18 protein-coding genes are annotated in these 24,958 nt (G+C 52.0%); 6 read left to right on the top strand and 12 right to left on the bottom strand.

What is annotated here, in order from left to right:
* Positions 1–42: 42 nt before the first annotated feature.
* The 4 genes from gspF to gspC are packed head-to-tail and all read right to left on the bottom strand — an operon-like array spanning position 43 to position 5,888.
* Positions 43–1,266, bottom strand: coding sequence for a type II secretion system inner membrane protein GspF (gene gspF, locus ACMHXE_RS13115; RefSeq protein ID WP_413732463.1), 1,224 nt, complete (start codon positions 1,264–1,266; stop codon positions 43–45).
* A gap of 3 nt (positions 1,267–1,269) precedes the next feature.
* Positions 1,270–2,835, bottom strand: a complete 1,566-nt coding sequence (gene gspE / locus ACMHXE_RS13110; protein ID WP_101054208.1) for a type II secretion system ATPase GspE — start codon at positions 2,833–2,835, stop codon at positions 1,270–1,272.
* On the bottom strand, positions 2,828–4,951 hold the full coding sequence (gene gspD, locus ACMHXE_RS13105) for a type II secretion system secretin GspD (protein ID WP_413732461.1): 2,124 nt from the start codon (positions 4,949–4,951) through the stop codon (positions 2,828–2,830). Before gspD ends, gspE begins: the two co-directional genes overlap by 8 nt.
* Positions 4,952–4,976: 25 nt before the next feature.
* Positions 4,977–5,888: a type II secretion system protein GspC gene (gene gspC, locus ACMHXE_RS13100; RefSeq protein WP_413732459.1), complete on the bottom strand. Its 912-nt coding sequence runs from the start codon at positions 5,886–5,888 to the stop codon at positions 4,977–4,979.
* A 258-nt stretch (positions 5,889–6,146) separates the two neighbouring features.
* Here gspC and hslR point away from each other — a divergent pair, with 258 nt between their 5' ends.
* From hslR to ACMHXE_RS13080, 4 genes are all read left to right on the top strand, one after another.
* Entirely contained in the window at positions 6,147–6,545 is a 399-nt protein-coding gene (gene hslR, locus ACMHXE_RS13095) for a ribosome-associated heat shock protein Hsp15 (protein ID WP_101054217.1), read from the top strand.
* 19 nt (positions 6,546–6,564) lie between these two features.
* Positions 6,565–7,428: an Hsp33 family molecular chaperone HslO gene (gene hslO / locus ACMHXE_RS13090; protein ID WP_101054220.1), complete on the top strand. Its 864-nt coding sequence runs from the start codon at positions 6,565–6,567 to the stop codon at positions 7,426–7,428.
* A gap of 164 nt (positions 7,429–7,592) precedes the next feature.
* Positions 7,593–9,134 carry a phosphoenolpyruvate carboxykinase gene (locus ACMHXE_RS13085; RefSeq protein WP_101054222.1) on the top strand — a complete coding sequence of 514 codons (1,542 nt, stop codon included), beginning with the start codon at positions 7,593–7,595 and terminating at the stop codon, positions 9,132–9,134.
* Between the two features lie 187 nt (positions 9,135–9,321).
* Positions 9,322–11,061: a hypothetical protein gene (locus tag ACMHXE_RS13080; protein ID WP_165565891.1), complete on the top strand. Its 1,740-nt coding sequence runs from the start codon at positions 9,322–9,324 to the stop codon at positions 11,059–11,061.
* Positions 11,062–11,180: 119 nt separating this feature from the next.
* On the opposite strand, the gene urdA is transcribed toward ACMHXE_RS13080, so the two are convergent.
* The 6 genes from urdA to ACMHXE_RS13050 form a co-directional block, all read right to left on the bottom strand.
* Complete coding sequence (gene urdA, locus ACMHXE_RS13075; RefSeq protein WP_101054228.1) at positions 11,181–12,935, bottom strand: urocanate reductase; 1,755 nt, start codon at positions 12,933–12,935, stop codon at positions 11,181–11,183.
* Positions 12,936–12,977: 42 nt separating this feature from the next.
* Entirely contained in the window at positions 12,978–13,742 is a 765-nt protein-coding gene (locus tag ACMHXE_RS13070; RefSeq protein ID WP_039035159.1) for an outer membrane protein OmpK, read from the bottom strand.
* A gap of 278 nt (positions 13,743–14,020) precedes the next feature.
* A complete protein-coding gene (locus ACMHXE_RS13065) occupies positions 14,021–15,232 on the bottom strand; it encodes a sensor histidine kinase (protein WP_101054231.1) in 1,212 nt (403 codons plus the stop codon).
* Positions 15,233–15,234: 2 nt separating this feature from the next.
* Positions 15,235–15,897, bottom strand: a complete 663-nt coding sequence (locus tag ACMHXE_RS13060; RefSeq protein ID WP_025010621.1) for a response regulator transcription factor — start codon at positions 15,895–15,897, stop codon at positions 15,235–15,237.
* Position 15,898: 1 nt separating this feature from the next.
* Entirely contained in the window at positions 15,899–16,639 is a 741-nt protein-coding gene (locus ACMHXE_RS13055; protein ID WP_101054234.1) for a helix-turn-helix transcriptional regulator, read from the bottom strand.
* Between the two features lie 432 nt (positions 16,640–17,071).
* Positions 17,072–18,724, bottom strand: a complete 1,653-nt coding sequence (locus ACMHXE_RS13050) for an HAL/PAL/TAL family ammonia-lyase (protein WP_224867260.1) — start codon at positions 18,722–18,724, stop codon at positions 17,072–17,074.
* Between the two features lie 443 nt (positions 18,725–19,167).
* On the opposite strand from ACMHXE_RS13050, the gene ACMHXE_RS13045 reads away from it, so the two are divergent.
* Positions 19,168–20,988, top strand: coding sequence for a M14 family metallopeptidase (locus ACMHXE_RS13045; protein WP_413732454.1), 1,821 nt, complete (start codon positions 19,168–19,170; stop codon positions 20,986–20,988).
* A gap of 32 nt (positions 20,989–21,020) precedes the next feature.
* Positions 21,021–21,437: a GFA family protein gene (locus tag ACMHXE_RS13040; protein WP_101054244.1), complete on the top strand. Its 417-nt coding sequence runs from the start codon at positions 21,021–21,023 to the stop codon at positions 21,435–21,437.
* A gap of 75 nt (positions 21,438–21,512) precedes the next feature.
* On the opposite strand, the gene ACMHXE_RS13035 is transcribed toward ACMHXE_RS13040, so the two are convergent.
* On the bottom strand, positions 21,513–22,850 hold the full coding sequence (locus ACMHXE_RS13035) for a coproporphyrinogen III oxidase family protein (RefSeq protein WP_144362056.1): 1,338 nt from the start codon (positions 22,848–22,850) through the stop codon (positions 21,513–21,515).
* 257 nt (positions 22,851–23,107) lie between these two features.
* Positions 23,108–24,694: a methyl-accepting chemotaxis protein gene (locus tag ACMHXE_RS13030; RefSeq protein ID WP_165565893.1), complete on the bottom strand. Its 1,587-nt coding sequence runs from the start codon at positions 24,692–24,694 to the stop codon at positions 23,108–23,110.
* Positions 24,695–24,958 lie beyond the last annotated feature (264 nt).

The following is a 24,958-nucleotide window of genomic DNA, read 5'->3' as shown; positions in this document are numbered from 1 at the left end:
CTTCCTCCTAAAAAATCTCAAATGGCTGCGGTGAAATGAGACTCAGCCACTAATCATATTGTTGAGCGCCAATATCGGTTGCAAAATCGCCAGAACAATAAACAACACTATCCCGGCCATACTCACCACCAACAGGGGTTCAAACACCCCCAAGGCGATATTGACGTTGGACTCAAACTCCCTGTCCTGGTTATCTGCGGCGCGCTCGAGCATCTGCTCCAGCTCACCACTCTTCTCACCCGAGGCTATCATATACAACATCATGGGCGGGAACAGCTTGGTATTTGTCAGTGCTGCCCCCAGACTGGTTCCCTCACGCACTCTGGCCGTGGCCTCTTCCACCGCCTGACGCACCCGTACATTCAGCAAGACCTCACTGGCGATTCGCATGCCATCGAGCAGGGGCACTGAACTGGCACTGAGGATGCTCAAGGTTCGGGCAAAGCGTGACGTATTCAACCCCTTGCTGACCTTGCCCACCACAGGCAAACGCAGCAACAGCTTGTGATACTTGAGTTTGAAGGCGGGCTTGGTGAGCATCTTCTGAAACAGCAGTGCCAGCAATACTATGGCGCCCAGGACGAACAAGCCGTAATGCTGAACAAAGTCAGAGGCGGCAATCAAAAACTGGGTGGTACCGGGTAACTCCTGGCCCATATGTTCAAATTGACCAACCACTTTGGGCACTACTGCCGTCAGCAGCACGGCGATAACGCCGATAGCCACTGTGGTCAGCACTATGGGGTAGATCATCGCCTGGGTCAGCTTGGTCTTGAGTTGTTGGCGCCGCTCTGTGTAGTCTGCCAGACGATTGAGTACGATTTCCAGATGACCGGATTTTTCGCCCGAGGCCACCATGGCGCGGTAGAGATCATCAAACACGTGGGGAAACTCGGCCATGGAGTCGGCCAGCGAGTAGCCTTCCACCACCCGCGAGCGTACAGCCATCACCATGGAGGCGAGACGGTCTTTCTCACATTGTTGGCCCACGGCCTTGAGGGCCTCTTCCACCGGCAAACCGGCAGCAACCAGGGTCGCTATCTGGCGGGTGATCAGCGCCAGTTCGGCCACGGAGATCTTCTTGCGCCGCGCGAACCAACTGCCACTGCTGGCCTTGGCTTCTTTTTCGGTGACCGGGGCGATATCCAGCGGCATCAGCTTCTGTTCACGCAGTTGACTGCGGGCCAGTCTGGCGGTATCGGCTTCGATAACCCCTTTGACCTGCTTTCCGGCTTGATTGAGCGCCTTATACTCGAATGCCGCCATGAATTACTCCTCGCGGGTCACGCGCAGCACTTCTTCCAGGGTAGTGATCCCCGCCAGCACCTTGACCATGCCATCATGGCGAATGCTGGGGCTGTGCTGACGAATGTATTTTTCAATCGCCAGTTCGCCACGGCCGCCGTGAATGAGTTCGCGGACATTGTCGTCCACCAGCAGCAGTTCATGGATCCCGGTACGGCCACGATAGCCGTTATGGCCACAGCTTTTGCAGCCCTTGGCGCGATAGATCAACGCTTCTTCATCACCTATTCCCAAGAGCTCACGTTCGCGGGCATCCGGGGCATGGGCTTCCTTACATTCGTTACATAGAGTCCGCACCAGGCGTTGGGCCAGCACTCCAAGCAGACTGGAGGACACCAGGAAAGGTTCTACGCCCATGTCTTGCAAACGGGTAATGGCACCGGAAGCCGTGTTGGTGTGCAAGGTAGAGATCACCAGGTGGCCGGTGAGTGAGGCCTGCACCGCAATCTGAGCAGTTTCAAGGTCACGGATTTCCCCTATCATCACCACATCAGGATCCTGACGCAGAATGGCCCGCAATCCACGGGCGAAGGTCATGTCCACCTTGGTGTTGACCTGGGTCTGGCCTATGCCTTCCAGCTCGTATTCAATCGGATCTTCAACTGTGAGTATGTTGATGTCGTTGTGATTGATTTCGGTCAGACCGGCATAGAGGGTAGTACTCTTACCCGATCCCGTGGGGCCGGTCACCAAAATAATGCCGTGAGGTTTACGGATCAGCTCATCGAACTGGTGGCGAATGCTGTCTTTCATTCCCAGCTGTGCCAAGTCCAGATTGCCGGCGTTCTTATCCAGTAAACGTAGTACGACCCGCTCGCCGTGGCTCGATGGCATGGTCGATACCCGCACATCCACAGCGCGGCCACCAATACGCAGTGAGATCCGGCCATCCTGCGGCACCCGCTTTTCAGCGATATCCAAACGGGCCATGACCTTGATCCGCGATACCAGGAGTGATGAAAGCTTACGGTTCGGCTTGAGCACTTCCTTGAGCACGCCATCAACCCGGAAACGCACCACCAGCTGCTTTTCATAGGTTTCAATATGAATATCCGAAGCTTCCTCTTTGATGGCTTCAGACAATAGCGCGTTGATCAGTTTGATGATGGGCGCATCATCTTCCCCTTCTAGCAGATCTTCGGTCTGCGGCATCTCTTCTGCCAGGGTAAAGAGATCCATCTCATTGCCTATGTCTTCCATTAACTGCTGCGCCTCGGAAGAGTTACTCTGATAGGCCTGAGTCAGGTAGCGCTCAAACTCATTGGCTTCCAGTTTGTGCAGTGGCAGTTCCTGACCGGCGTAGCGGCGCACCTCAAACAGCACAGACAAGGGCGTTGCCTGGGTGTAATAGAGGGTTAATTGTTCCTCTTGGTTCTTGCTGAGCACCAGGCTGTATCTGTGAGCAAAGGCAAATGGCAGTCGCTCACGACTGTTTGAATGAAACAGTTCGTCACTCTCGGACTCGGCGACCAACGCCAGTTCACTGGAAACCTGAGCCAGATCGTCTGTTGGCGGCTGGACTTCACTCATCTTCTTCGCCCTGCTTGTTTTCATCCAGCGTTTTCAAGGTGGAGTCCGTCTTACGCATCTTGGTATCCAGTCCCTTACCCTGCTTGTAACGATCGAGGATTTCATTGACTTCGGGTGGCAGATATTCTTCCTGGCTCCACTCTTCCAACATGGGCACATCAGTCCTAGGCATCAGGTTAATACCACGTTCCTGCTGTTCCAGCTGCAGGGCACGGAAGTAGTTGTATTTACGGCCGGCAATGCCTTCCATGGTGACACCGTCACGGATGATGGTCGGTTTGATAAACACCATCAGGTTCTTTTTCTTCTTGCCGCTGCTGGATGACTTGAACAGATGCCCTAAAATCGGGATATCGCCAAGGAAAGGCACCTTCTGTACGCTTTCCTGTACCTCTTCATTAATTAGCCCCCCCAGCACCACGATTTGGCCAGAGTCGGCCATTACGGTAGTCGTCAGGCGGCGGGTGGCAAAGGTCACGTCCACATTGGTCTTGCCGTTGATGCCGGATACTTCCTGTTCAATGGTGAGTTTAACCGCGTTGCCTTCATTGATCTGTGGCACCACCTTGAGCTTGACCCCGACTTCCTTACGTTCAACGGTTTGGAATGGGTTACTGTTGCCATTGCTGGAGTTTTGCGCACCGGTGAGGATAGGCACTTCGTCACCGACGATGAATGAGGCTTCCTGGTTGTCCAGGGTGGTAATAGAAGGGGTCGCCAATACGTTGGAGTTGGTATCGCTGGACACAGCTTGTACCAGAGCGCCAAAGTCGCCCATGGTCACACCCCAGGCCATGCCGTTTACCTTACCGAGCGCTTGGGCCAACAGGGTGATATCGCCCTTGGTGTCAGGGTTATCGGTACAGGTCATGGTGTCACCCGAACCGGTACAGGTCTGGGAGGCTTTGGTGTCCTGCGCATTCCAGATACCCGCACCAATTTCACCTATGGTGGGGCCCAGGTTGTTGAACTGAGTACCGCCGCCGGCCTCGGTGGCCCACTGAATGCCGAAGCCCACATCATCCCCTTCGGCCACCTCGACTATGATGGCCTCCACCAGTACCTGGGCGCGGCGGATATCCAACTGGTTGATCACACTCTCCAGGGTGCGCATCTGATCCGGCTCGGCGCTGATCACCAGGGCATTGGTGTCTTCATGGGCCATGATATTGATTTCATTGCGGCGTTTACCGCCGGCGCTGCCTGGCGCCGGTGCTGCACCATCTTTAGCTTCCAGCTTTTGGGCAAAGCCGGTCAGCACTTCTACCAGGTCTTCGGCCTTGGCATAACGTAAATAGCGCACCTTGGTATTGCCTGTGCTGGCCTGCTCGGCATCGAGGCGATGAATAAGCTCCACTACCCGTTGACGGCTGCGTTCATCGCCACTGACCACCACGGCGTTGATCCGTTCATCGGCCACCACCTTGGGTGCTTGGCCCGGTAGCTGTGCCTGGTTGGCACTGGCACGATAGAGGGTATCTATGATCCGCACCATCTCACCGGCAGAGGCGTATTCCAAGGGTACTACCTGAACTTCGGTGTCACCCTGCTTGTCTACCCGGCGCACAATCTCCACCAGCTTATTGACCACATTGGCGCGGCCGGTGATCATCAACACATTGGAAGGATCATAGTTGACTACGTTGCCGCCACCGGCGTTGTCATTGAGCTGACGCAGCAAAGGCGCCAGCTGTTTGGCTTCTGTGTTGTACAGCGCCACTATGCGGGTCACCATCTCATCGCCAAGTCCCGGGGTATTGTCATCGGCAACCCGAATGGAAGAGGTTTTGGCGTCTTTGTCTTTAATTACCTTGATAACATTGTTTTCCAGCTCGACCACGGCATAACCGTAGACCTGCAGCACGTTGAGGAAAAATTGGTAATACTGCTCATCATTGAGCATGTCATAGCTGCGGACGTTTATTTTGCCGCGAATAGTGGGATCGACAATGATGGTTTTGTTGAGGTTTTTACCAACTATGTTGATAAACTCCTGAATATCGGTGCCTTTAAAGTTTGCCGCATATTGCTCAGACCAAGCGCTTGGCTGGGTCAGCAAGGCCGCGGTAGCTACCAGACCAGCGATAAGCTTGGTTCGAATCCGTTTATTGTTCATTATTGTGCTTTCCTCTAAACCTGCTTTATTGCGGCAAACTAAACATGATTTCAACCAACTGACCCTCGCGCTCTACCATCACAGAGACTTCGGTCAGCTCCGGCAACTGGCCCATCACCTCCAGCGCCTGACTCATATCAGTTAAATCATAACCATTGATGGATTTTGCCAGGTCATTGGGCTGGAACCCGGCATCCTTGAATAACCCGGCATCTTTGCCCGGATTGAGTCTGTACCCTTGCACTTCACCATCTTTTTGAACCGGTGAAATTGCCAGGTAATCGGTAATTTTGCTGGGATCGGCCAGCAACTCATCGCGGGAAGCCACCAACTCGCGGCCAATGTCGGCATCACGACGGTCAACCTTGGTCACGTCACCACCGCTGCGGGCTTGCTGCAACTGAGCATTGGCTTGAGACTGAGTAGTATATTGCAGGCCGTCGAGCATCAGAGTCTCGTAACGACCGGCATTGGTAATAATGATACGGTCGGCATACACCTCTTTCAGCGATGCCGAGGTGCCCTTGATCTTATCGCCCAGGCTGTAGGTTTCCTGACTGCCTTGAGATTCGATAATCGCCAGGCCTTTCTGCTCGGCGCTGGACGCCACCACCCCGGTTAACAGAATCGACAGTGACGTTTTGGGGGCATCTGTGATCATTTCAGTTGCAACTTCTTTAGGCTTGGTGCTGCTGGCGTTTTTCTTGCCGAACAGCGCCAAACCATTGATACCGCTGATGTCGATATTCTGTGATTGGGGACCTGACACCGGGGTTGGTGTCCAGTTGGCAGTCGGTTTTCCTGTCGGGATTAGTTTCCAACTAATCTGTGCCGTCAAATACAGAACCAATAGCAACAATAGCCAAAACACGGCAGTGCTGGCGGGTTTTTGCGGTATGCTGCCCGTCTTGGCGATAATCTTATCCAATAAATCCATATTTTCCGGACCCTCTAATCAGGTCTCTGTTCTGATTATAATAGTGAATGAAACCTTCGCCATGCTAACCCACACTCTTGTTTGCAACAAGACCATAACAGGGGGTTGGTTGGCGAAAATTGTACGATTATGCTACCTTTGCGCGCCTGGAAAGGGTGTGAAGCGCTCCACTGTTTAACCCTGTATTGGCGGCTTGGACAAGGGGTTTATCCCCGAGTTGTGAGCTCATCCCCTTTTTCAATTATGACAGGAGTATCCATGGCCAATAGCAATGACAGCGCCGAGGCGGTCCGGCTCGATAAATGGCTCTGGGCGGCGCGCTTTTACAAGACCCGCGCCCTGGCCAAAGAGATGATCAACGGCGGTAAAGTACATTACAACGGTCAAAGAGCCAAATCCAGCAAGCTGGCAGAAGTCGGTGCGCGCATTAGGTTACGCCAGGGATATGACGAAAAAGAGATCGTCATAAAAAAAGTTTCCGGTGTCCGTCAGGGAGCGGCTATCGCCCAGAGCCTGTACGAAGAAACGCCGCAGAGTATACAAAAACGGGAAAGCAATGCTGAAGCCAGAAGGCTCAACATACTGCATAATCCGGCGCCCGATACCAAGCCGGATAAGAAACAGCGGCGGCAAATCATTCGCTTCCGCGAGACCTGAATTAACTGTGAGAAACCCAATGAACCAAGATACTCTCCATCGCTATCTGTTTGATAACGCTGATGTAAGGGGTGAACTGGCCCAGCTTGGTGACAGCTATCGCCAGATAATTAGCACCCACGATTACCCGGAGCGCCTTAAGGTCCTGCTGGGTGAATTGCTGGCGGCGACTTCGCTGCTGACGGCAACACTGAAATTTGAAGGTGATATCAGTGTACAGCTTCAGGGGCAGGGTGGTCCGGTGTCACTGGCGGTGATCAACGGTAATAACCGTCAGGAATTAAGGGGTGTTGCTCGCTGGCAGGGTGAGATTGCCACAGATGCAACACTGGATCAGCTCTTTGGCCAAGGTTATATGGTCATCACCCTGACCCCGACTGAAGGCGAGCGTTACCAGGGCGTCGTGGCGCTGGATAAGCCCAGCATCGCCGAATGTCTGGAGAGCTACTTTGCCCAATCCGAGCAATTGCCTACAGGTATCTGGTTATTTGCCAATGGTGAACATGCCGCTGGTATGTTGCTGCAAGTATTGCCGAGTGAGCTGAGTGAAAATACCGAGTTTGAACACCTGACTCAGCTGACCGCGACTATTAAGGCCGAAGAACTGTTCAGCCTGCCGGCTACTGAAGTCCTGCACCGTCTTTACCACCAGGAGCAGGTACGGTTGTTCGATCCAGTAAGCGTCAGCTTCAAGTGTACCTGCTCCCGTGAGCGCAGCGCTGCAGCCATCCGCACCCTGGCGAAGGAAGAGATAGACGCTATCATTCAGGAGAAGGGGCTGGTGGAGATGGGCTGTGAATATTGCAACAGTCACTACCGCTTCGATGCCATCGATATTGAAGCCATTTTTGCCAACAGTCAGACACCGAATACTCCCCAATAATGGGGCGATATTCAGTTGTTTTTAAGAGAGCGAGTGATCGCTCTCTTTTTTTTGCCATTTTTCAGAACATGCTCACACTTTAGCCGCGGCTTAAGTTACAATCGCGCCAACCCGACAGCAGACCGGGACTATACCAGACCTCATAATAGATGGAGACCTTACTTATGGCGGCAGAAGCAAACCGCATTCAACTCAACCTCAACAGTGCCCAACTGGTCGAGCAGGCTATTCTGCGCGGCGAGGGCACTCTGACAGCCAACGGCGCCCTGGTGGCCCAGACCGGCGAGCGCACAGGCCGTTCACCCGCGGATCGTTTTATTGTCAAGGAGCCGGGTACCGAGGCAGATATCGAGTGGGGCGCGGTCAACCAGGCGTTTGAACCTCAGAAGTTTGCCGCACTGTGGGAGCAAGTCGAAGCCTATCTGGCCGACAAGCAAGTATTTGTCTCTGAACTGGAAGTCGGCGCCGATGCTGATCACTATTTGCCTATCAGAGTTACAACTGAATACGCCTGGCACCAATTGTTTGCCCGTAATCTGTTTATCGTACCTGAGCACTATAACCAGAGCCACAAACCCGAGTGGCAGATCATCAACGCGCCAGGCTTTGTTTGCTCACCCGAGCGCGATGGCACTAACTCGGACGGTACAGTGATCATCAACTTCGCCGAACGTAAGGTATTGCTGGCCGGTATGCGCTATGCCGGTGAAATGAAAAAATCCATGTTTTCGGTACAAAACTTCCTGCTGCCGGCTAAAGATGTACTGCCGATGCACTGCTCGGCCAACGTCGGCAAAGACGGTGACACAACTCTCTTCTTTGGTCTTTCAGGTACAGGCAAGACCACACTGTCTGCCGATCCCAAGCGTTTCCTTATCGGTGATGACGAGCACGGCTGGGCCGAAGGTGGCGTCTTCAATATTGAAGGTGGCTGCTATGCCAAGTGTATCGACCTCAGCCAGAAAAATGAGCCGGTGATCTGGGATGCGATTCGCTTCGGCACTGTGCTGGAAAACGTGGTACTGGACGCGCAGCGCGTGCCCGACTATAAGGATGCCAGCCTGACCGAGAACACCCGCGCCGCTTACCCGCTGGAGCACATAGCTCAGCGCAAGGAAGACAACCGTGGCAACGAGCCACACGCCGTTGTGTTCCTCACCTGTGACGTTTCCGGCGTCCTGCCCCCGGTAGCCAAACTCAGTAAGGAACAGGCGGCTTATCACTTCCTCTCAGGTTATACCGCCAAGGTGGGTTCCACCGAAGTGGGTTCAACCGCCGCGATTCAGTCAACCTTCTCCACCTGTTTCGGTGCTCCCTTCTTCCCTCGTCCTGCCGGGGTTTACGCCGAGCTGCTGATGAAGCGTATTCAAGCCTTCGGCAGCCAGGTTTACCTGGTGAATACAGGTTGGACTGGTGGCCCTTACGGCGTGGGCAAACGTTTCGATATTCCTGTCACCCGCGCCATAGTGGATGCCATCGTCAGTGGTGAACTCAAAGAAGTGCCGACCGAACATATCGAGCAATTGAACCTGGATGTCCCGGTTGCTATTCCCGGCGTCGACAGCGCGCTGCTCAATCCGGTCAACACTTGGGCTGACAAGGAAGAATACGCCAAGTATGCCAAACAGCTGGCCGAATCCTTCCAGAGCAACTTCGCCAAGTATCAGGTCTCCGATGCCATCAAGGCCGCAGGCCCCAAAGCCTGATAACAACAGATGTCACTTAAGCGGCTCCTCAATGGAGCCGTTTTTATTGGCCAATTCCTGCTCTTGTCATAAAAGGGATTTAGTCTATTCAATGGACTCGCAAAGACTTAGTGCTTTCGGGGGGTTGTGATCACCCCAAAGGCTAAGGAAAATGCATCTTCAAATTTAATTAATCACGGACGATCAAATGGTTAAACCAAAGTATCTCGCAGTACTCCTTAGCGCCACGCTGCTCTCCGCCTGCGGTAATTCCGACTCAGATGACAACCAACCACCTGTGACCAAGGATATCAGTGTTCTGGGGCAGGTCAGTTATTTGGGGGCTGTACCTGGTGCCGATGTCTGCGCCGATCTCAATCGTAACTTGTCTTGTGATGCCGATGAGCCCACAACAACAACCGACAGCGACGGCAAGTATCAGCTTGATTGGCGCAGCGATGATCCTACGGCCAACTATTATCTGCTGGCCAGCTGGATAGCGCAGGTTAGTGACAATTCCTCAGTCAAACGGCAGCACAATAAGCAGAGTGTCGCTGCCCGGACCGCAGATGATGGCAGTCTGGTGCTTTTTGCCCAGAACCAGCATACAGGCGCCATCAACCTGGTGACCCATTTGGAATTCAGTCGTTTCCAGCAGATGCTGCAGGTGGGCATTAGTGATGCCCGGCGCGATTCCCTGCTTCAGGAACTCAGGCAGTTATATTCTCTGTTGTTTGCCTCTGAAGGCGAGAACCCCTACCAGCTCCCAGCCGAGGTCACAGCTACGCCGACCTTTGCCGAGGCATTTTGGCTACTGCAACATATTCACGCTTTGACTGCAGCTCAGATAGAAAAGCTTCTCGGTGAAGGCAATCAAGAGGCAATTCTGGCGGCCGAACAGACTCTGGCTATGACCCTGAATGAGTTGCGACACTTGATTGCCGCCAGTGGTCAGACAGCGGCGACATTCCTGGCCACAGATCCTCAAGAGGTGCGTAACAAGGTAAACAACGCCATGGTGGCCCTGGGTTATCTGGAACCTCTTGATGATAAAACCATGAACGACAATGACTGGGTGATAGTGCTTAATGGCTTGATGGAAGATGATGAGCAAGTTCATCTGTTGGATCTGGGGCTGACTGGCGCGCCGGAGTTTTTCTCCCTGCAATATGGTGACCTTTCAAAATTTTTGATCGGTAGTGTCAACCAAGGCAAGGTCTTGGCTCAGGATATCACTCCGGGAGATGAGGTCGCCAACGAGTGCTGGAATACCCAAATGGAGCGCTGGATAAATGCCGAACGCAAGGATCAAGGCTATCGCCCAAGTGCGCCGGTTATCGAAGGCAATCAACTGCATACTTTTTATGATGGTACTCAGGTGCCAATCACTATGCAGGTGGACAAGTACCAGACCAGCGATGAAGACTGGCAAAGCTTGCTGGCAGCTACCCCGGCTGCCCTGCAGTTGGCCAAGCTCGAGTGGCCTGGACAGGTTTACCGCATCTGGACAGCGCAGCAAGCCGATGTGATGTGTCGCAATGAGGAGTTTGTTGCTTGGGAGATGCCGGTTGCCAACGCCGAAGCTCTCGACTCCAGGGCGCTGATAGCCCTCTTCTGGCCTATAGCAACAGAGGATGAGATTACCCTGGATGGTGAGCAGCGTTTTACGCTGAACTTTGGCTATGGTCCTGAAAGCTATGAGTGGCAGCTGCTCCAAAGCCCAAGCGGCGCACCTTTGTTGCAGCTCACTGAGCTACTGGACAATCCAGAGCTGGCCGACAAGGTTTTGCCCAGTGCATATTTGATCCAAGGTGGCCAACTCATTGAAGTGGATATCTACCGCGCCTTTGATTTCGATGCCGGCAGGCAGCAGTTACGACTCACCTACGAGCAAAGCTTCAGCGAGCCCTTGTATCAACATTTGAAGCAATTGGCGCAGGCCAATTGAATACGGTGTGATGGAAGTGAATGTTTGTTGCTATCGCCTTCAATGAAGGAATCGCGATAAAAAAACGGCCCTTACGGGCCGTTTTGAGTTCTGGGGAGATAGATGAGTTGTTTGGCGGCTTAGTTGGCGGCAGCCTGCTGACCGGCGATACGGCCAAAGACAATGATGTCTGTATAGGCGTTGCCACCCAGGCGGTTGGTACCGTGAGTCAAACCTGTTACTTCACCGGCGGCAAACAGACCTGGGATTACCTTGCCTTGTTCATTCAGCACGTGGGTCTTGGTATCTGTTACCAGACCACCCATGGTGTGGTGTACTGATGGCGTGGCTTTCAGGATCCAGTATGGGCCCTTGCTCAAGTCCACCAACCCGGCTCTGTGGTTGAAGGCTTCATCCTTACCGGTTTTCGCATAGTGGTTCACATCCTTGATGGTCTTCTTGAGGTTTTCCAGCGGAATGTTGAATACCTTGGCGGCTTCCTCGATGCTGTCCACTTCATACATCAGACCACGGCTGGTGAAGTCTTTGTATTCACCCTGGTGCATACCAATGGTACCGGCCACATCGTCGATGTCTTTGTTCCACAGTACATAGGTGTAACGACCAGGCTGTTCCAGAATCGCATGGGAGATCACGTCACGACGTTCCAGCTCTTCCACAAAGCGCTCACCGTTTTGGTTGACCAGAATCGCGCCGAAGAAGCGAGAGTCGGCGATCAGGGCAATGGCGCCAGTCTCTGGGTTACAGATAGGGTAGGTTTGGATATAGCCCAGGTTGCGGGTATCGGCATGGATCTTTTCACCCATGACAATACCGTCACCTGTACCACCTGAAATACCTGTTGTACCGTAACGCTCATCCAGCTCTGGGTTGTATTGCTTGCGCATGGCTACGTTGGCAGAGAAACCACCGGTAGCGACGACAACACCGCGCTTGGCATGATAAGTGATCTTCTTGCCGTTTTTGGTCGCCTCAACACCGACCACACGGCCGTTGTTGTCCATCAGCAGACGGTCGGCGGTAGTGTTGGTGTGAATAGGCAGACCGACTTCTTCGGCTTTCTTGGCAAATTTGCCGATCACTTCGGCGCCTGTGTGGCCTTTGGGGATCAGGGCACGCTTGACGCTGTGACCACCAAACTGGAACAACTGGTTGGGATAGAACTCAACCTTAACATAGTCACGCAGCCACTCGGCGGCATCGACAGCATTGTCCACCATCACCTTGACCATCTCGGGGTCACCCTTGAAGTCGCCCCCTTTGAGTGTGTCCTGGATAAATAGCTCTTTGGAGTCGGTAATCTCCATGTTTTTCTGTACCCAGCTACCGGCTACGTTCATTTCGGCGCCGGAGATCAGCGAGTTACCACCTATGATGGGCATTTTTTCAATGATAACGGCAGAAGCACCGGCTTCCATGGCCTCCAGACCAGCACTGAAACCGGCACCGCCTGAACCTATCACGACCACGTCATAGGTGTATTCGGCTGGTGTCAAAGCTTCATTATGCTTGGCAGTGGCACTTGCAGCTACCAGGGTCACCCCGGCAGCTTCAATACTGGCGGCTACGGCTTTCTTGAGAGCATCCGAGGTCACGGTTGCACCGGTAACCCCGTCAACATCTACAGAGTTGTTATCTATGATGGCTTGCTTCACATCCTTGAACGCGGCTGCGGCCAACACAGGGTTTTCTTTTTGCTTCAGCACGTCGATAGCCACAATACGGCCATCCTGAATGCTGGTTTCAACCTGGATCTCACCATGCTTGCCCTGGGCAGTCCCCTGACTCTTGATGATCTCATGGGTCACCTGACAGCCGGTAATCACCACGGCAGTGGATACGGCCACGCCCAAAACGGATTTGTTCAACTGCATATTCAGTTCCTGTCGATTAAAAAAGGGAGCCTGGCTCCATTGTTAAAACTGGTATCCGAAAGCCAACCCATACTCGATACCGTCGTTGTACTGTGCGCCCCAGCTATCGTACTGAGTCAGGTGCAATTTGCCGTAGAAGGCATCGGTAAAGTGGGTCTGCCATCCCAGAATGATCTGGTGCCCATAGCTGTCGTAACTAAACAGCTTTTGGTGCTCTTCGTCCCTGTCTATCTGCGCTTCGTAGTTGACGGATAAGTTATGCTTCAATCCGGCAAAACTCAGCGGGTATTTGGCGTTGAGCACCAGGGCGTAACCTGAAATGTCATTGAAGTTCTCATCTGTTGGTGAGAAATGACCAAAGGTATAGTTGAAGCCAACCCCATAGTTCAGTGCCAAATTGCCAAACTTACTGTTGTGCGTAACCCCCAGATAAAGGTTGTCTTCGACCAGAGTCTCACTGGCAGAGATAAAGTTCTGGGCCCAAAAGTTAAAGCCGCTTTCACCCAGTTTGTGCTCTATGATTGCCAATGCCTTTAGAGTGGTTTTACCATCTTCATTCTTCTGGTTTTCTGCGACTTCCCCCGGATTCTCCAGCTTGATATTAGCGAAATAACTACCCCAATCGGCCAAACCCAAATGATTCAGCTTGAGAAAGGGCTGGTTAAAGACGCCAGGGTTATCATCTTCGGTATCACTGGTATAAAATTTATAACCAAGATCCAGGCTGGTTTTGGTCACATCGGCCTGCACATTGGCAGAAAATGCCATAGCCAGTGCCACTCCACTCAACAACCATTTTGAGTTCATAATATTTCCTCAGACAAATACAATGCCAAGCAATTGAAAAATTTAAACACATGAATTAGACGAGAAAATAATAATTAATTGTTACCAATAACTGCTGTGATCTTGGTCGATTACAATCCTTAAAGAAATAAACTATGTGGTTTAAGGAAGTAGGTGATAAGAGAACATAAATTAAGTGAAAATTCCGTCAAATAAATTAAAAAGAGACAGCCAAAGCCATCTCTTTTTAAAATAATAATAGCCAATCTATAAATGTAGGGCTTAGTTCACACTTTCCTTTAGTCTGTAATTTCTATCTCGGCAATAAACATTTGTGGAGATCTATATTCCTTGAATTGCCAGCCCAGCTGTTTAGCCAGCCGTTTGACCAACATAAGTCCCAGACCAAAGCCCCTAAGACCATCTTGTAAGGTCGAGTTACTGACCCTGATACGTTTACCTCTCTGCTCCACCTTTACCTCACCTGTGCCATGTTCGAGTGCGTTACGCAGCAGATTATTGAGCATGATGGACAGAGGCTCTTTTAACGCCTGAAGTTGGGTATCGTCGCAGTCCAACTGAATCACGCCCTGCTTGCCCTGAGCATGTTCCTGCTCGGTGGCCAACTGTTGCAGCAATTCAGCCGGCATCAAAGATTGTTTCTCCAGCTGAGTGCTGCTCTTGTTGGTGAGCCAAAGCAGAGTTTCTATGATGGATTTCATCTGCGCAGTCGCCTGGCTGGCGGCCAATACAGGCCCGGTCAGCTTGCCCCACTGCAGGGTGAGCAGCTCAAAGGATGACTGGCAGATAGCCACAGGAGTACGCAGTTCGTGGCTGGCAAAGCGCAGGAAGTTGAGCTCCCTCTGTTGCGCTTTTTGTAATTGCTGCAACGAAGTATTGAGAGCATCCACTATCGATTGCAGCTCGGCATAGCCTTGTTTGGGAAAACTGAAGCCATTCATGCTTTGCCAGTCGTGTTGCTTGATCGCCTGACTGATTTTGTGCACCGGGGTGATTACCTGTTTTTGCATATGAAACGCCAAGCTGGCCACCACCCCGAAGGTCATCACTATCAGCAATAAAATGGCGGTCATGTTCTTGGGCGCAAAAACAAGATCATGGGTGGCATCATAATGCAGCCATAGATACAGCGGCTGGCCTGAAGCCGTGTAGTGGACACTCAAGGCATCGATATAGGGGCCATCAAGATGCTGGTAGCGGATACCCGTTTCTGCAGTGGGAGGCTGAAAGTCATTGATAGCTTTTATCTTATCCGGTACCCGCTGCCAGTCGGCAAACACACTGATGTTGTCGGTATCCAGCTCGGTACTGCCTTGGGTAAATACCGCCTCGGCTGCCTGGCCTGCGTTATGCAAGGTGATTTCATGCATGGAAAACATGCCGGTGCACATCATGCAAAGGGGAATGATGCTATTGATGGCCAGAGTGACCGCCAGAAAAATAAGCCCATAAATTTGATAGCTGCGCTTGAGGCTGAACTTGGGCATCATCTTCAGTCACTCCTCAGGCAGAGTCCTACCCCGCGAATAGTGTGGATTAACTGGCTGTCGAACGGTTTATCCACCACCCGCCGCAGCAGATGCAAATGGCTGCGCAAGCTGTCGCTGTCAGGAGGGCAATCGGGCCAGAGCATACGCTCTATCTCTTCCCGCTCCACGGTTTCCGGGCTGCGGCGAGCCAGCAAGGCCAGTATCTGCCAGCCGGTGCGGCTCAGGGACAACAACTGCCCTTGGCGATAGGCCTCGTGTTTGCCAAAGTCCATCTCCAGCTCACCCAGTTGTAATCTTGGAGGTGCCGGACGGCGCTGAGCCACGACTCTTAGGCGGGCCACCAGCTCCTCCATGGCGAAGGGTTTGATCAGATAATCATCGGCGCCGGCATCAAAGCCGCTCAACCTGTCATCCAGACCACTGCGGGCGGTGAGCATGATCACCGGAGTAGTCATACACTGGGCCTTCCAGCCCTGACATGCTCGCACACCGTCCCCGTCGGGCAAGTTGAGATCCAGCACCACCACATCGAAATGCTGCTGTCTCAGCAGTTCATTGGCTTGAGCCAGGGTTTCGGCATAGTCACATTCAATGCCCTTTATCGCCAGGTACTGAATGATATTGTTTGCCAACAGACGATTATCTTCGACCAGCAGTATTAACATGTCAGATCAACTCAAATTGATGGGCCAGATGGATCAGATTTGCCCTGTTGCTGGCACCCAGTTTTTTACGCATTGACTCCATATGGTATTCAACCCCACGGACACTAATGTGCAGTCGATCAGAGATCTCATGATTTTGCAGTCCGGTTGCCGCCATTCGCAGCACTTTTCTGGCATTGGCCTTGAAGATCCTGCTTTGCAGAAACGGGTTGAATCTCTGTCTGTCATGTTCAAACAGCAGGCTTTGGGCCAAGATCAAGGTTTGCTGTAAGCGTTCCGTGGCCGGTTTGGGATGGCCCGACGCCAGTAGTGTGAAACGACCAAACCAAGTCGGGTTGGCATAGCTGGGCACGGGGAAGCTCAGAACAGTGTCATAACCATGTTTGGCGAACAGGATTTTTACCGGGTCATCCTCTTGCCAGCGGTAACACCAGGCTTTATCGGCGCTTAAAGACTCGGCGAAATTATTGTCGCTGCGGGCATAGTGTTCCAGATAGTACTGTTGCAGGGTTGCTATCCGACAGGAGGACGCCAATGACGCGATTGGCCGGCGTAGCCACACGGGGGCGAATAGGCCTTGATTTCCCGGGTGTTCCAAATACTCCCTGGCGTTGCTTGGTAGCCCTTGAAACCAAAATCCCTGGAATCCCTGCGCGGCAATCAAAGGACCGACGGTTTGCAGCACTTGCTTTAAACTGCTCTCTGCTTCTGTGAGTGCAGTCTTGTTCAATACTGTACTCATGCGATTACTCCTCAAGAACAAGAATCAAAGCTAAAATAACCTAGGCTATGAAGTGAACAAAGATAGTTGAAACAGATATATAGGCTAGGCTACAAAAATGTAACTCTATGTAAATTCGTCGGTTATTTTGACGTTATTTTGACATCGATTGTTCTATGGTGCCAAAACAAGCAGCAAGTTGGATATAGCGTACGCTTGACTCTAAGGCGACTGCTATGGCCTCAAGAACGCTAAACATCTTCTCGTATTGGTTAAACTGCCTAGCAGCAGTCCGCATCAGGTCCCCATGAGTATTCCACCACCAAGGTGGCTCATTATGTCTGAATCCAAGACATCTGAAATTCAGTGCTCAAAAACCCATTGAGCAAAGGCTATTTCCGGTTCTCTCAATATACGAGCCCCGGAGGTCAATCCTACCGGGGCTTGGTTTTCTTAGAACTTCATCAGGAATTGCGTCGAGGCCTCGACATCTGGGGTAAACAACCTGTCCTTGTCGTAGTAATCCACCTGTTTGCGCAGCGCCTTTAACAGTTGCTCATTCTGGGGTGACAACTGCCTGTGGTTAACTTTCTTCTGCAGGTCCATCGCCTGGGCCACCTGCATCAGCTCAAAGCCATAGATGCGTGCCACACCATCCACCACCTTGCTGAGATTCTTGCCGGCCTGGAAGTAGTTGCTGAAGTTATCCTCAATGCCGCCTTGGTTGGCTATACCATAGAAGGACACGGGGTTGGCCGCATGGGCTATTTCGACAAACAGGGCGGTGAAACCATTTTGTAAAGTATAGAAAGCTTGCCCATTGGCATCATCAGGGTCGACTAGGGCTCTTGGTAAACCTGTGAAGTAAGGGTCAATCAACTTGATCTGGCGGTTGCTGGAGTATTTGCCCAACTGCGCCATGGCATTGATAAAGGCCTCGGTCTGGGACGCCAATTGGATAGTATCGAAGTTGGCAGAGGAGTTAACTGCTCCTGATACCGGCCCTTGGGTAAAATACTGTGCCACTTGTGGGGCATCGGCGTAACGTCCGGGTTTGGCATTGATGTAAACCGTAGGATTATCATCAGAGCTGTTGATCTGAATATTCACCAAGGTTTCCAACTGTTGCAGCTGCGACATGGCATGGGCCACAGGCCAGTGAGCACCGCGATAGGATAGCGCATCCTGCAACGGCCGCTTTTCGTCGCGCTGGAATAGATATCCACCCTCCAGATTGGCCAAAATCTCTTGACCTACTTTCTCGACATTAGGCATAGGTCTGGCCGCCAGGGTATGAGGCAACAGAGGGCTGATATTGCCGTTGATCCCTTCAAGGGCTGCAGCAATGAGTCTCGGAGAGAATTGGATGATCTGGCGGGCATCACCAATAGCATTGACTACCTGTGCCGTTGCCAGAGCATTATTGGACAGAATCGAGAGTGAATCCTTACCGAAAGGTACCAACGGCTTGATGCCGGCTTGTTTCATCGCTTTGGCGGCAGACATCCGCTGACCTTTGTAGAACACATCCCACTCGCCCATCATGGCGGCACCTATGTGTGAGGCCAGCAGAATATCACTCAGTCCCACAGAGCCATCTTCCGGCACAACGGGAATAATGTCTTCGTTGATAAACTCCTGGTAGATGCGGGCCACGTCCGGCTGTACACCAACATGTCCCGTGGCTATCTGATTCAAACGAATCGTCATCGCCATTTTCACGGTTTCCGGCGCTATGGGTTGGCCGCTGGCCGCCGAGTGGGTAAACAGCATGTTACGGTTAAAATCTTCCGATAGTTTGCGGGCTTCGGCACTCAAAGAACCGTCTTTGCCGAATACCGGGGTATCCTTGTTCTTGCCTACCCCAACGGTGAGTCCGTAGACCGGCGTGCCTTGACGGGCAGAATCTATCAGGAGTTCATGACTGGCATGAATTGTCTTTTGTGCTTCTTTGCTCAGAGCCACCTGTACTTGTTTATCTTTCAGCTGCAGTAGCTGCTCTATTTTGAGTGACTGACCATCCAGGGTAATCACCTCTGCCGCAGAAGCGCACCCCAGGGGTAAAGCCACTGCCGAAACTATCAATATATTGGATAAGCCTCTCATCAATACTGTTCTCCAAGAATTAAATGACTTTATCAGAACTTATTAATGTGAACGCCAAAAACGCTATTGATAATTTAAATGGCTGCCACATTAAATCACTACTTTACTTATATAAGTTATTTATCCAGCCGCTAATAAATACTGGTATAAATATAAGATTCTTTTTTAATTTTCTCAGTTAAGAAATTACAACACAGGAAATAACTAAAGAAGCGAGATTGGATATTTATTCAGACTGGACTGCAAATATGTAAATTACTGCCATTGCATGCCATTTTTTGACATTACTTTGACGAAACAAAATTTAGGGAGGTGCAGTTTGCTTTCATTGTTATAACCACAACAGAAAGGGAGAGTCACTCCGGGTGACTTGCAGGGCTGAGTAAATTGGTGAAAGATAGAGCGCTTCAACAATAACAATTATCCTGTACCCGGAGCCTTTCATGCGCATGCTGTCCCTGCTCTGGCTCGCTGTCGCGACGTTACCCGGCGCCGCACTTGCCGAACCAGCCACCCAAGCCAACACCTACATCAATGATGCCATTTTGCCGCCGCTCAAACCCTGGAGTGGTGCCAGCGAGGCCTTAATGCGCCCAGCCGACGACAGCTGGGCCACGCCGTTTGAGCAATCCGGCGGTATTGAAAGCCCAAGTTATCAGCAAACCTTTGCCTGGCTGGATAGGCTGATGACCCAGAGCAACAAGCTTAACAAGGTGAGCCTGGGCAAGAGCCCCCAAGGCCGGGATATCTGGATGATAGTGGCCAGCGCCGAAGGTGCCGCCACCCCGGCACAGCTGAGACGCAACCACAAGCCCAATGTTCTGGTGCAAGCCGGGATCCACTCGGGTGAAATTGATGGCAAAGATGCCGGCATGATGTTATTGCGGGATATCATAGTCGGCGACAAGGCCGAGCTGTTGGAACAGGTCAACCTGCTGTTTGTGCCGATTTTCAGTGTCGATGCGCATGAGCGCTCCAGCCAAAGCAACCGGGTTAACCAACGCGGCCCGCTGAACATGGGCTGGCGAACCACCAGCCAAAACATCAACCTCAATCGTGACTACGCCAAGGCCGATAGCATAGAGATGCAACACATGCTGACCGCCATCAACGACTGGCAGCCGCAGCTGTATATCGATGTGCATGTCACCGACGGTATCGACTACCAATATGATGTGACCTTTGGTTACAACCTGTCTCAGGGGCTGAGTCCCGCCGGCTACAACTGGCTACAACAGGAATATCGCCCGGCGATAGAACAGGCTCTGACCCAGGCAGGTCATATCCCGGGGCCCTTGGTCTTCGCCTTGGACAATACCGATTTGAGCAAGGGCATGTCACTGTGGAATGCTTCGGCCCGCTACTCCAACGGCTATGGCGATGCCAGACACCTGCCGACAATATTGATTGAAAATCACAGCCTCAAACCGTTCCGGCAACGGGTACTGGGCACTTATGTGATGCTGGAGCAAACCCTCAAGACGGTGGGCGCCAAAGCGACCAAGTTGCGCGCGGCGATAGAGAAAGATAAGTACCGCTATCCACGACTGGTGACCCTGACCTGGAAGTCACAAAAGCAGCCGCAGGGCTGGGATTTCAAAGGCATAGACTATCAACTGGAACAGAGCTCTGTTTCGGGCAAACAAGTGGTGCGCTGGACTGGCGAGCCTAAGCTTTATCCCAACCTGCCGGTAATAGGCAACACAGAGGCAGATATTAGGGTCAGTCGCCCGGCCGCTTACTATATTCCGCCTCAGTGGCAAGAGGCGATTGCCAAGCTATCGCTGCACGGCATTCGTATGAGCCGCCAGGAACAACCTCAAACACTGAAGCTGCAACAGTATCGCCTCAGCGAACCCCAGTTCGCCGCCAGTGACTATGAAGGCCGCCAAAGAGTCAGTGCCAAAGCCAAACTGGAAAAGGTTGAACTCACCTTACCCGTCGGTACCGTCAAAATAAGCACTGAGCAGCCGCTTGGCGATCTGGCGATGATACTGCTGGAGCCGCAATCGCCCGACTCACTGCTGCAGTGGGGTCTGTTCAACACCATATTCACCCGCACCGAATATATTGAGGACTACGCGGTTGAACCTTTGGCACAACAGATGCTGGCCAACTCCAAAGCGCTCCAGGCTGAATTTGACCAGGCGCTCAAAGACCCGGCTTTTGCCGCCGATGCCAAGGCCAGACTGCGTTGGTTCTACGAGCGCAGCCCTTACTATGACAAGGCTTACCAGGCTTATCCCGTCTATCGCGCCAGATAGGCCCTGACAATAAGCTATCCAGGAGTCGAGCGATGAAGCAGCAGAATGAGTTACAGGGAGGCTGCCTGTGCGGCGCCATACGTTATCGGCTCGAGGGTGAACCGTTCGATGCCGACCACTGTTACTGCAGTCAATGCCGTAAGAGCACAGGGGCTGTGGTGGGCAGTTGGATGGACTTCAGGCTGGAGCAACTCACTTGGCAGGGGGAAGCCGTGCGGGAATATGCCTCTTCGGCCAAGATCTGCCGCGGCTTTTGTCCGAATTGTGGCACCAGCCTGAGTTATCGCAGTCTCGACCATCCCGAATTTATCAGCTTGAGTATTGCTTCTTTGGATGACCCAGATAGGGTGGCACCCAGATATCATATCTACTGCGCCGACAAACCCGCCTGGCTGCAGATTACTGACGACTGCCCCCGTTATCCCGGCAATCGCAGTCAAGGCGGCTAGCCGTCGGCAGAAGCGTAATGGCGCAATAAAAAATCCGCTCTGTGGCGGATTTTTTATCATTGATTGAGTCAAAGCTTACATATCACAAGGCTTCAGCGGTTTACGCAGCTGCGCCCGGACATTATCCATACCGGAGTAAAACTCTTTCATCATCAGCAGACCCATCATCTTGCCGTTATCGGTAATGATCAGCTCATCCGGATTTTTAGGGTCATTCTTGATGGCGCCAATCAGCTTCATCGAGCTCATCTCTTTGAACAGCGCCGTGTCCAGATTAACGCCAAAGGTATCGCGGAAATACTTGCGTGATAGACGGCCAGAGAACATCCCCAGCAGGAAACGATACTGCATCACATCTTTCTTGCTGTACTGCTTTTGCTGCTCAACACCCATTTTGCCGCTGGCGATCCGCTCCTGATACTTGCGCAGCGAGAAAGTATTCACATGCAGGGTATCGTTGAGGAAACTGAATGAGCCTGAACCCACACCCAGATATTCGTCGTAGTCGATAACGTACTCGTCAAAGCCCTCATCGTTGGCCTTACCAAAGGCCCAGGCCGACAACTGGTTGTACTGGCCATTGAGGGTATTGAGGATCATCCGGTACTGGTTTGCCATATCGGCCTGCGGCGCAGCCAGTTTCCCTTTGACGCTCTTGCGGGTCTGGTGGGTGATCATCAGGGGATAAGTGGTGATCTGGCGTGGATCCAGTCTGGAAGCCATATCCAAGTCATGCTGGATCACTTCGTCTGTCTGACCGCGGAAACCGAAGATCAGATCGACATTGATAATAGGAAACAGCTCTTTGGCGGCCATGATCTTGTCGAATGTCTGCTGGCCGGTACCGAACTTTTCCAACCTGTCTGTCATCTTGAGGATGTCATCATTAAAGCTCTGCACCCCGATGGACATGCGGTCAACCAAGCCCTTGAGTTGTTTAAAACCAGGGCTGTCCAGGTGCTGAGGGTCCGATTCACAGGAGACTTCCTTGATGGAAGGGAACAGGGTCTTGGCATACTCGATAGTGCGCGCCAGTTCATCTTCCAGCACAGTCGTAGTGCCGCCGCCTATGTACATGGACTCGAAGTCATAGCCCAACTGCTTGACCATATCCATCTCTTTACGTAGCGCCACAAAATAAGCGCGGGCCTTGTCTTCCTTGAACAGGAAACGATGGAAGGTACAGTAAGAGCAAAGCGTGTGACAGAAAGGGATATGGGCATAGAGCATGTATTTCTTGCCCTCTACCGGTGCCGGCATCACATCCGCAGAAATAGTGTCCAGCCTCAGGTTCTTATCAACATAGTACTGCATCACCCGCTCCATAGCCCCCAGCATCCAGTTGGGTACTGTGATATTGGCTTGGTATGGGGTGACCAGTTGGCGATCGAGAGTTTGGATAATTGACGACATAAGGCTTCCTGTTAGTTTTGCTAATCCTTAGATACCACAATCAGTTAGATTATTTCCAAGGTACTGCCAGCTGTTTGTAGACTACCTCCTGTGGAGTAGTCAAAACGTGAACTGGCTAGAAGATAACAATACCTATCAGTATCGGAAGTGATGTTTTGTTAAGCAGATCATGTTTTAGCATTAACGTATGAAAAATCAACCTTTCGAGGGGTGTCTTTACATCAGGCAACAAAAAGGGGTCCTTAGACCCCTTATATTCAGTTGAGCTTAAACTGTCTGACCACGCTGGTGAGCTGATCTTTGGCGGCTGCCAGCGCCGCTGTGCTGCCGAGTGTCGCTTTACCGCTCTGATTCAGCTCCTCAACCATTTCGCGAATAACGCTGAGGTTGCGGGTAATCTCTTCAGAAACTGAACTCTGCTCTTCGGCGGCCGTAGCTATCTGAGTGCTGAGGCCATTGATATCAAACACATGCTCGGTCAGCCCCTGCAGACTTTCGGCCACCAGTGTCGTGGTATCGGCCGTTGCCTGACAGCTTTGGCGGGTACGATTCATGGCATTGACTGCAGAATCGGCGCCTTGACGCAGCTGCTCCAACATATTGTTGATCTCTGAAGTACTGGCCTGGGTGCGTGCTGCCAATGCCCTGACTTCATCGGCCACTACGGCAAAGCCGCGCCCTTGTTCACCAGCACGGGCCGCTTCAATGGCCGCATTCAGTGCCAACAGGTTGGTTTGCTCGGCAATCTCACCTATTACGTCCAGTACGCCGGCTATTCTGCGGGTGCTCTCATCCATCTCGGCTATGGTCTGGGAGGCACAGTCGACCTCGCTGACCAGCGCCATCACATTGTTGGAAGCCTGTTCGACCGCCTGACGAGATTCATCTCCTTGAGCTCTGGCCTTATCGGTCAACTGCGCTGCTGAAGCAGCATCGTTGGCAACCCCTTGGGCGGTAGCGCTCATTTCTTCAACTGCAGTGACGACCTGGTCAGTTTCCAAGGCGTGGGCCTGCAACGCGGCCGAGTTGGACTCAGACTGCACATTGAGCTCACCGACCTGTTGCGCCATATGTTCAGAAGCTTGGGCAATTTCGCGGATCATGGCTTGTAATCTGTCACTGAGCTGATCCAGATCGGCCGCCAGAGTGCAGAGTTCATTCTTGCCCTGGATCCCTATCTTATGGGTCAGATCCCCTACCGCCAGTCTGGCGACAGATTGCTGGATCCGGCTGACAATAGCCACCAGATGGCGGCTCATTAAGAGTGCCATCAGCAGGGAGGTCACTATGGCAAACAGGATAAGTCCGAGCAAAATGGCTTCGGCATTATCTACCTCGGAAACCGTCATTTCACCTAATTCCTGGTTACGCTTGGTTATCTGCGCCACCAGTTGATTGATCTCGGCACTTACTTCAGGGCCCAGATCTCGCCTTATCGGCGTCAGGACCGGCTCTGTGTCGGTTCGCTCGGCCAATGCCAACTCATCGAAGTAGAGGCGGGTGTATCTGTCGATCCCTGGTTTGAGGATGGCAATTCGCGCGCCGGCATCGTTCATAAAGGCAGTGTCAAATTGGCTCAGTCGGGCTATCAGGTCATGCACCTTATCCTGATGCATGCGTACCCCTTGAGTGTTGTGCACCAGGGAAGCCAGTCGCAGTTGATAGAACTCTTCGCGGATCCCGGCGAAAGTTTCAGTCAGATTGTTGTTGTTCACCAGACGTTCACTGACGTCATTGAGTTGAAAAAATGCACGATAAGCAAAGATGCCGATCACTATCAGTAGCACACTGGACAGCAAAGACGGCAGCATGGATAGCATGCTGGTTCGAGTATTATTGATCATGATGGTATCTGATTGAGTGAAGGGAGTTTGTGTAAGTTTGTTACGTTTGTAGAAGTATTTTACATGTGGGTGATTAAATAATCAATTTTCCACAAACAGCGAAATTGCTTTCAAGCAATTATCTTTAAAGCTTTTTGTTTTGTTTTGGGTGTATTTTTTGCGTCTGAAGGGGATATCGGTTAATCACTTTTTTGTATTGTTGTGTAATTATGTTACTTTTCGCTGTTTGCCGCTGGGAAAATAAGCGCTGGATTAAAATAAATT

Source organism: Shewanella sp. BJSY2023SW007 (assembly GCF_047314525.1).
Taxonomy (GTDB): domain Bacteria; phylum Pseudomonadota; class Gammaproteobacteria; order Enterobacterales; family Shewanellaceae; genus Shewanella; species Shewanella chilikensis.
The sequence above is the reverse complement of the archived record's forward strand: the minus strand, read 5'-3'. Positions and strand labels throughout refer to the sequence as shown.